The organism is Streptomyces sp. ISL-43 (assembly GCF_018614195.1).
In the GTDB taxonomy this organism is placed as follows: domain Bacteria; phylum Actinomycetota; class Actinomycetes; order Streptomycetales; family Streptomycetaceae; genus Streptomyces.
The window spans coordinates 24,788-31,576 of the sequence record NZ_JAGGOT010000077.1; the positions used below are offsets into that span (position 1 = coordinate 24,788).

Sequence of the window (6,789 nt, forward strand, 5' to 3'; positions counted from 1 at the left end):
GCGCGCCGACCCACCGTGCACGGGCTGACGTCCGTCGCCAAAAGGTCGTGTGCGAGATGAGCACGCCATGCGTCTTCGTCGAGCGAGAGTGAATCACCATGCAGTCAAAGATCAACCTCAACCTCCAGCCCGGGCAATCGGCCCTGTCGGCTCTGGTGGGGAACACGCCGCTGCTGCACGTGTCGGAGCCGCTGGCTCCGGCCGGCCGCGGCTTCTGGGCGAAGCTGGAAGGGTTCAACCCGGGCGGCATCAAAGACCGGCCCGGCCTCTACATGGTCGAACGGGCCCGTGCGCGGGGCGACCTGCGCCCCGGCGGCCGGATCATCGAGTCGACCAGCGGCACCCTCGGGCTCGGGCTGGCGCTGGCCGGCCTGGTGTACGGGCATCCCGTCACCCTGGTCACCGACCCGGGGCTGGAACCGAGCATGACCCGGCTGCTGAGCGTGTACGGAGCCCAAGTCGACATCGTCGCCGACCCTCACCTGACCGGGGGCTGGCAGCAGGCCCGCCGTGATCGGGTCCTGCGGCTACTCGAAGAGCACCCCGGCTCCTGGTGCCCCGACCAGTACGGCAATCCCGACAACGTCGCCGCGTACACCCCACTCGCCCTCGAACTGGCCGCCGAACTCGGCCACATCGACGTCCTCGTGTGCAGTGTGGGAACCGGAGGCCACTCCGCCGGCGTCGGCCGGGCGCTGCGCCAGCTCTACCCTGACGTCCACATCGTCGGCGTCGACACCATCGGCTCCACTATCTTCGGACAGCCGGCCAAGACCCGGCTGATGCGAGGACTGGGCTCCAGCATCTACCCGCGCAACGTGGCGTACGAGAACTTCGGCGAGATCCACTGGGTGGCCCCCGCCGAGGCGGTGTGGGCCTGCCGCCAGCTGGCCTCCTCGCACTACGCCACCGGCGGCTGGAGCGTGGGCGCGGTGACCCTCGTGGCCGGCTGGCTTGCCCGCACCCGACCCGCGGACACCCGTATCGCGGCGATCTTCCCGGACGGGCCGCAGCGCTACCTCGGTACGGTCTACGACGACGAATACTGCGCCCGGCACGGACTGCTCGACGGACCGCCGCCCATCGAACCGGACGTCGCCGGCCGCCCGGACGAGAAGGAGTTCGTCCGCTGGACCCGCTGCACCGACGTCGTCGACCCGCTCACCCTCCCGGGAACCCAGGAGCAGAAGTGAAGGGGACCTTTGCACAAGTACGGAGCTACGAACGCAGCGTCCAGCTGCTGATGGCCAACCAGTTCACGATCAACCTCGGCTTCTACATGCTGATGCCGTACCTCGCCGCCCACCTCTCCGGGACGCTCGGCCTGGCCGGCTGGGTCGTCGGACTGGTGCTGGGCGTAAGGAACTTCAGCCAGCAGGGGATGTTCCTGGTGGGCGGGGCGCTCGCCGACCGGTTCGGCTACAAGCCGCTGATCGTGGCCGGCTGTGTGCTGCGCACCGTGGGTTTCGGCCTGCTCGGTTTCGTGGACTCGCTGCCCGCGCTCCTGGCCGCCTCCGCGGCGACCGGTCTGGCCGGCGCGCTGTTCAATCCGGCGGTCCGGGCGTACCTGGTGGCGGACGCGGGGGAGCGGCGCGTCGAGGCGTTCGCCCTGTTCAACGTTTTCTACCAGGCCGGCATCCTGCTCGGGCCGCTGGTGGGCATGGTGCTGACCGGCGTCGACTTCCGGATCACCTGCCTGGTCGCGGCCGGGATCTTCGCCCTGCTCAGCATCGTGCAGATCCGCGCCCTGCCGGCTCGCCGATCCGACGACGCGGTGGCCGGAGGCCGAGGCGAGGGTCGGGAGAGTACGCGCTCCCAGTGGCGCGGCATCATCGCCAACCGGCCCTTCCTGCTGTTCTCCTTCGCCATGATCGGCTCCTACGTCCTGTCCTTCCAGGTGTACTTGGCCCTGCCGCTGGAGGTACGTCGGCTGAGCGGCGAAGGGCAGGCGGGAACGACCGCGGTGGCGGTGCTCTTCGCGGTCTCCGGACTCGCCACGATCCTCGGCCAGACTCGGATCACCGCATGGTGCAAGGCCCGGCTCGAACCCGGGCAGGCGCTCGTCCGGGGTCTGGCCGTGATGGGTCTCGCGTTCGTACCGCTGCTCCTGGCAACCGCCGTACCCGTACCAGAAGCCGGGGCGGGCCGGTGGCTGCTCGCGGCGGCGCCGCCGACACTGGCCGCGCTTCTGCTCGCCCTCGGCACGATGATCGCCTACCCGTACGAGATGGACACCATCGTCCGCCTCTCCGGTGACCGGCTCGTCGCCACGCACTACGGCCTCTACAACACCATCTGCGGGATCGGCATCACCGTGGGCAACCTCGCCACCGGCGCCGCTCTCGACGCCGCCCGCGAGGCGGGACTGCCGGCCTTGCCGTGGATCGCCCTGCTCACGCTCGGCCTCGCATGCGCGGCGGCCTTGTACGGCCTGTACCGGACGGGACGGCTGGCAGCCGCCCCTGTGGTGAAACCGCAGCCCGCGACAGTCTGACCGTCCACTGCCATGGCCCAGGGCGGGCGCCCCGTGTGCGCCCGCCCTGCTGGTCAACCCACGTGTGGTGTCTCAGTCGGCGACTTCGGCGGTCCAGGTGATGGTCGGGGGCACGACCCGTGCGCATAGAGGTCCTCCGCAGGCGTCGGTCAGGCCGAGGCGACCCACGAGCAGGCCGCTGTGTGCGGCGGCGTCGAGCACCTCGGAGGGGACGGCGTCGAGCATCAGCTTGGCCCGGCGGAACATGGTGAAGGTCCCGGGCTTGTCCACCGTGCCCCACGACAGGTAGATGAACCGGCCGCCTGGCCGGCCCTGCACGTGTGGGCCTTTCAGATCGGTGCCGGCTGGCGCGGCGACTGCGGTGCACTCAAGCGTCCAGGTGGCGGACATGGCGTCACCGGGCTGCACATCGAGGAGTTCCGCCGGGCGGTCGCGGCGTTGCAGGCCGACGTGGATGTTGCCGTAAGTGGGGGTGCTGTGCCCGGAATTTGGTGCGTGGGGCCAGTCGCGGCCGGGCAGGTCGATCCCCTCGATGCGGATGCGCATACCGCCCATCATCCGGCAGCGCCGAAGAGTCCCCACTGCTGGGAGTTAAAAGGTGGCGGGAGAGCCGGCGTCCTCTGACACGGCAGTCGGGTACCGATCGTCGTAGCGGCGGATCTTCCAGACGGCGACGGCGCCGATCCAGGTTGCGAGGAAGGTGACCACGACGACGATGCCGATGGTGTTGAGGTCCAGTCCGGTCAGGTAGGACCACGGGCGGCGGTCGGAGGCGTCCGCCTGGTCGGCGAGGAGGGACACGAGCTCTACCGTGCCGACCACGAAGGCGACGTAGAGGAAGACGCCGGAGACCAGCGTTCCGATGACGCCGCCGATCTCGGCGAAGCAGGCCTGGAAGCGGTTGCGGCCTGCGCGGCGAACGCGATGCCGACCCCTCTGGTGGCAGCTCAAGCGGGCGAGTACGCGCCAGGAATGTATGTGCACATGAACCGAGATAACGCCGCGCGTCAGTTCGTGAGACGGCGGCAATGAACAGGCAATGCCGCTGTGCGGCGCCCTTGGGCGCCGCACTCCAAGACTGATCAGTGATCGGCGTCGGCTGTGACCGCGAGACGCTTGGTGAAGGTTTTGCCACCGTCCGTCGACTCGTGGACCCGGTCCTGGGTCGCGACGACCAGGTGCTCGGCGTCCACGGTGGTCAGAGCCTGGGGGCGGCCGCCGGGGACGGTGGCCGGGTCCGCCGGGCTGACGGCGATGCCGAGGGCGTGCGGGGCGCCGCGCTTTTCCCAGTTCACTCCGTCCTTGCTGACTCGGAGGAAGCCGTTCGTGCTGACCTCGCCGCTGAGCGCTTGTCCTTCCAGGTTTTTCCGGCGTCGGTGCTCTCGATGAGGCCGAGGCTGCCAGGTGCGTCGCGGTCCGGGCCAGGGTGGCCACTGGCTGCGAAGGTGCCGGGTCCGGTCACCGTGAAGCCCATGAAGTCGTCTTTGCGGTCCCCGACGAGCTGGGGTGCCCCGTCCTGGGTCGGGGTGTAGACACCGTTGTGCGTGGCTACGTAGAGAGCTTGCCGTCGGCCGGGTCGGCACCGAGGCCGTGGATGTGGCTGATCACGGTGGCGGAGGGCTTGCTCGCCTTACTCTCACCGGCTCCGCCGGCGCAGGCGGCGAGGGTGAACGCGAGGGCTGCGGCGGCGGCCACCAGGGTGAAGGGGCGCTTGCGCTTCAGCTTCATGGATGTCCTGATCAGGTGAGGATGCGCCGGTCCCGCCCGAGGCGCGGTGGAGGGCCTGCTGGGGGTGTGGCCTGGGCGCATCGCGGTAGCGGGGAGCTCGCTCCGGGCGGACCGGCCGCCGCGCCGTCGAACGGTCGCGGCGGCAGGCCGGGGGAGTGCCGGGTCAGAGGCGGGCGAGGATCTTGTTGAACTGGTCGATCTCGGCCGACTGGTTCTTGATCACGTCGTCGGCGAGCTTCTTCGCCGTCGCGTTCTTGCCGTCCTTCTGCTCGACCTTGGCCATCTCGATCGCACCGTTGTGATGGGCGATCATCAGCTGCGCGAACTTCTTGTCGAAGTCCGTGCCCTCGGCGGCGGCGAGGTCCTTCATGTCCTGCTCGGACATCATCCCGGCCATGCCCGACCCGTGCGACGCACCGTGGTCCATGCCGGGCATCGAGCTGCTGGACTCCGGCTTGCCCCACGCCTTGAGCCAGGACTTCATGGTCTGGATCTCGGGGTCCTGGGCCCTCTCGATCGCGCCGGCGAGGGTCTTGACCTCCGCATCCTGGGCGCGCCCGTCCGCGAGCTTGGCCATCTCCACGGCCTGCTCGTGGTGCGGGATCATCTGCTGCGCGAACGCGGCGTCCGCGTCGTTGAAGGCGCCCGGCGCCGGGTTCTCTCCGGACGGGGCGGTGGCCGGTGCGTTGGCGGTCGCAGGGAAAGCCTCCGGCCGCGGCCGGCCACAGCAGGGACGCCCCGTACCGGGCCGAGGCGCCTATCGCCTGCCGCCGCCGCCCCGACCAACCCGCCAGGCAGGTACGTACCGGTTGGACCTGCGGGTCCACGGTGTGGTGGGCAGACCGGAAAGGGGGCTGCAAACCTTTTCCTCCCCGCACGCCAGCTGAGCGCGACGCGCCCGCGATGGGCGTACGGCGATGCGCCGGTGCCCTGCCGATTCGCGGGACGATATCGCCACGGATCACCCCGACGGACGGTGAAGGGCACCTTCGCATGATTCCTTTCAGGACCTGGCAGGCGAAGCTGACCGCGACGGACGCGCCCGGCGCCGTGGTGCTCATCCGCCTCTACGTCGGCGCTGTCTTCCTCTCCGAGGGCATCCAGAAGTTCCTCTACCCCCACGAACTGGGAACCGGCCGGTTCCAGAAAGCCGGCATCCCCGCCCCGGGCTTCTTCGCCCCGCTGGACGGGATCTTCGAGATCACCTGTGGAGCACTGATCCTGGCCGGGCTGCTGACCCGGCTCGCCGCCGTCCCGATGGTGGTCGACATGGTCGGAGCCCTGTTCATCACCAAGCTGCCGATCCTGTGGGGCGACGCCCCGCTCTTCACCGGCAAGTCCGGCTGGTGGGCCTTCCTCCACGAATCCCGCACCGACCTCGCCCAGCTGTGCGGCAGCCTCTTCCTGCTGATCGTCGGCGCGGGCGTCCACTCGCTCGACGCCCGACTGCACCGGGCGCCGGCCGGAGTAACGGCCCGGCCCGGCCCGTCTTATGCTGACCCGCACACCACCTGGAGGCGTGAGACGTGACGGACGACCGGCAGGAGCTGGCCGAAGTGCAGCGTGCGCACTGGCAGGACACGTACACCGCGCACCCCGGCATGTACGGGGAGCAGCCCTCGGCGCCCGCGGTGCACGCCGCCCGGGCTTTCCGTGCGGCTGGCGCGCGGGATGTGCTGGAGCTGGGTGCCGGGCACGGTCGTGATGCCTTGTACTTCGCCCGGGAGGGATTCGCCGTCCAGGCCACCGACTTCAGCCCGGTCGGGCTCGAGCAGCTACGGGCTGCCGCCGGGCGGCAGGGCGTCGCCGAGCGGGTCAGTACCTCGGTGTACGACGTGCGTGGGCCGCTGCCTCTGTCGGACGCCTCGGTGGATGCGGTCTTCGCACACATGCTGCTGTGCATGGCCCTGTCCACGAAGGAGATCCACTCCCTGGTCGGCGAGGTCCGCCGGGTACTGAGGCCGGGAGGGGTGCTCGTGTACACGGTCCGGCACACCGGCGATGCCCACTACGGCACCGGTACGGCGTACGGCGACGACATCTACGAGCACGGCGGCTTCGCCGTCCACTTCTTCCCGCGCGAACTGGTGGACTCGCTCGCCGACGGGTGGGCGCTGGAGGAGGTCCACGCCTTCGAGGAAGGCGATCTGCCCCGCCGCCTGTGGCGCGTCACCCAGTCCCTGCCCCGGTAACCGCGCCGCCGGGCCCCCGGCGGTTAACCTCGCCCACCACTGCGGGGGATGATCGGGTTCATGTTCGTCGGGTCCGTCTCCGTGGTCGCGCTGGTCGTGGTGCTGGTGTGCGCGGTCATCCGCCCTTTCCGCCAAGCTCTGTGACGACGAGGGACTCTTCCACGCGTGCGGGACCTGGATGGCCCGCTGGGCGGCGGGGCGCCCGCGAGGGGTGCTCGGCTCGGTCTTCGCCCTCGCCTCGGTGATCACCGCCGCGCTGAGCCTGGACGCGACCGTTGTTCTGCTGACGCCGGTGGTGTTCGCCACCGCCCGCCGGATGGGCGCGTGTCCCAAGCCGCAGGTCTACGCCAGTGCCCATCCGCTGATCTTCGCTGG

9 protein-coding genes and 1 pseudogene are annotated in these 6,789 nt (G+C 70.1%); 5 read left to right on the forward strand and 5 right to left on the reverse strand.

Going from position 1 to position 6,789, the window contains the following annotated elements; genetic code table 11:
- Positions 1-98: 98 nt before the first annotated feature.
- Both J7F03_RS35780 and J7F03_RS35785 read left to right on the forward strand, forming a co-directional pair.
- Positions 99-1,193, forward strand: a complete 1,095-nt coding sequence (locus tag J7F03_RS35780; protein ID WP_214956993.1) for a PLP-dependent cysteine synthase family protein — start codon at positions 99-101, stop codon at positions 1,191-1,193.
- Entirely contained in the window at positions 1,190-2,494 is a 1,305-nt protein-coding gene (locus J7F03_RS35785; RefSeq protein WP_308380104.1) for an MFS transporter, read from the forward strand. Before J7F03_RS35780 ends, J7F03_RS35785 begins: the two co-directional genes overlap by 4 nt.
- Before the next feature lie 72 nt (positions 2,495-2,566).
- Here J7F03_RS35785 and J7F03_RS35790 read toward each other — a convergent pair whose 3' ends face one another.
- The 5 genes from J7F03_RS35790 to J7F03_RS35805 form a co-directional block, all read right to left on the reverse strand.
- Positions 2,567-3,040, reverse strand: coding sequence for a DUF5990 family protein (locus tag J7F03_RS35790; protein ID WP_251073003.1), 474 nt, complete (start codon positions 3,038-3,040; stop codon positions 2,567-2,569).
- A 45-nt stretch (positions 3,041-3,085) separates the two neighbouring features.
- Positions 3,086-3,478: a hypothetical protein gene (locus J7F03_RS35795; protein ID WP_214956995.1), complete on the reverse strand. Its 393-nt coding sequence runs from the start codon at positions 3,476-3,478 to the stop codon at positions 3,086-3,088.
- A 98-nt stretch (positions 3,479-3,576) separates the two neighbouring features.
- Positions 3,577-3,789, reverse strand: a complete 213-nt coding sequence (locus J7F03_RS42470; RefSeq protein ID WP_308380105.1) for a hypothetical protein — start codon at positions 3,787-3,789, stop codon at positions 3,577-3,579.
- A 253-nt stretch (positions 3,790-4,042) separates the two neighbouring features.
- Positions 4,043-4,222 (reverse strand): hypothetical protein, encoded by a 180-nt coding sequence (locus tag J7F03_RS42475; RefSeq protein ID WP_308380106.1) that lies wholly within the window; start codon positions 4,220-4,222, stop codon positions 4,043-4,045.
- Between the two features lie 163 nt (positions 4,223-4,385).
- Positions 4,386-4,829 carry a DUF305 domain-containing protein gene (locus J7F03_RS35805; RefSeq protein ID WP_214956997.1) on the reverse strand — a complete coding sequence of 148 codons (444 nt, stop codon included), beginning with the start codon at positions 4,827-4,829 and terminating at the stop codon, positions 4,386-4,388.
- Between the two features lie 386 nt (positions 4,830-5,215).
- Here J7F03_RS35805 and J7F03_RS35810 point away from each other — a divergent pair, with 386 nt between their 5' ends.
- From J7F03_RS35810 to J7F03_RS42840, 3 genes and pseudogenes are all read left to right on the forward strand, one after another.
- Positions 5,216-5,752: a DoxX family protein gene (locus J7F03_RS35810; protein ID WP_214956999.1), complete on the forward strand. Its 537-nt coding sequence runs from the start codon at positions 5,216-5,218 to the stop codon at positions 5,750-5,752.
- On the forward strand, positions 5,749-6,414 hold the full coding sequence (locus J7F03_RS35815; protein WP_214957002.1) for a class I SAM-dependent methyltransferase: 666 nt from the start codon (positions 5,749-5,751) through the stop codon (positions 6,412-6,414). Before J7F03_RS35810 ends, J7F03_RS35815 begins: the two co-directional genes overlap by 4 nt.
- A 178-nt stretch (positions 6,415-6,592) precedes the next feature.
- Positions 6,593-6,789: pseudogene (locus J7F03_RS42840) on the forward strand (arsenic transporter); the annotation flags it as partial.

What these genes read in the sequence shown, in the direction of transcription:
- J7F03_RS35780 (WP_214956993.1), top strand. Translation starts at nt 99, where the DNA reads ATGCAGTCAAAGATCAACCTCAACCTCCAGCCCGGGCAATCGGCCCTG.
- J7F03_RS35790 (WP_251073003.1), bottom strand. Translation starts at nt 3,040, where the DNA reads ATGCGCATCCGCATCGAGGGGATCGACCTGCCCGGCCGCGACTGGCCC.
- J7F03_RS42475 (WP_308380106.1), bottom strand. Translation starts at nt 4,222, where the DNA reads ATGAAGCTGAAGCGCAAGCGCCCCTTCACCCTGGTGGCCGCCGCCGCA.
- J7F03_RS35805 (WP_214956997.1), bottom strand. Translation starts at nt 4,829, where the DNA reads ATGATCCCGCACCACGAGCAGGCCGTGGAGATGGCCAAGCTCGCGGAC.
- J7F03_RS35810 (WP_214956999.1), top strand. Translation starts at nt 5,216, where the DNA reads ATGATTCCTTTCAGGACCTGGCAGGCGAAGCTGACCGCGACGGACGCG.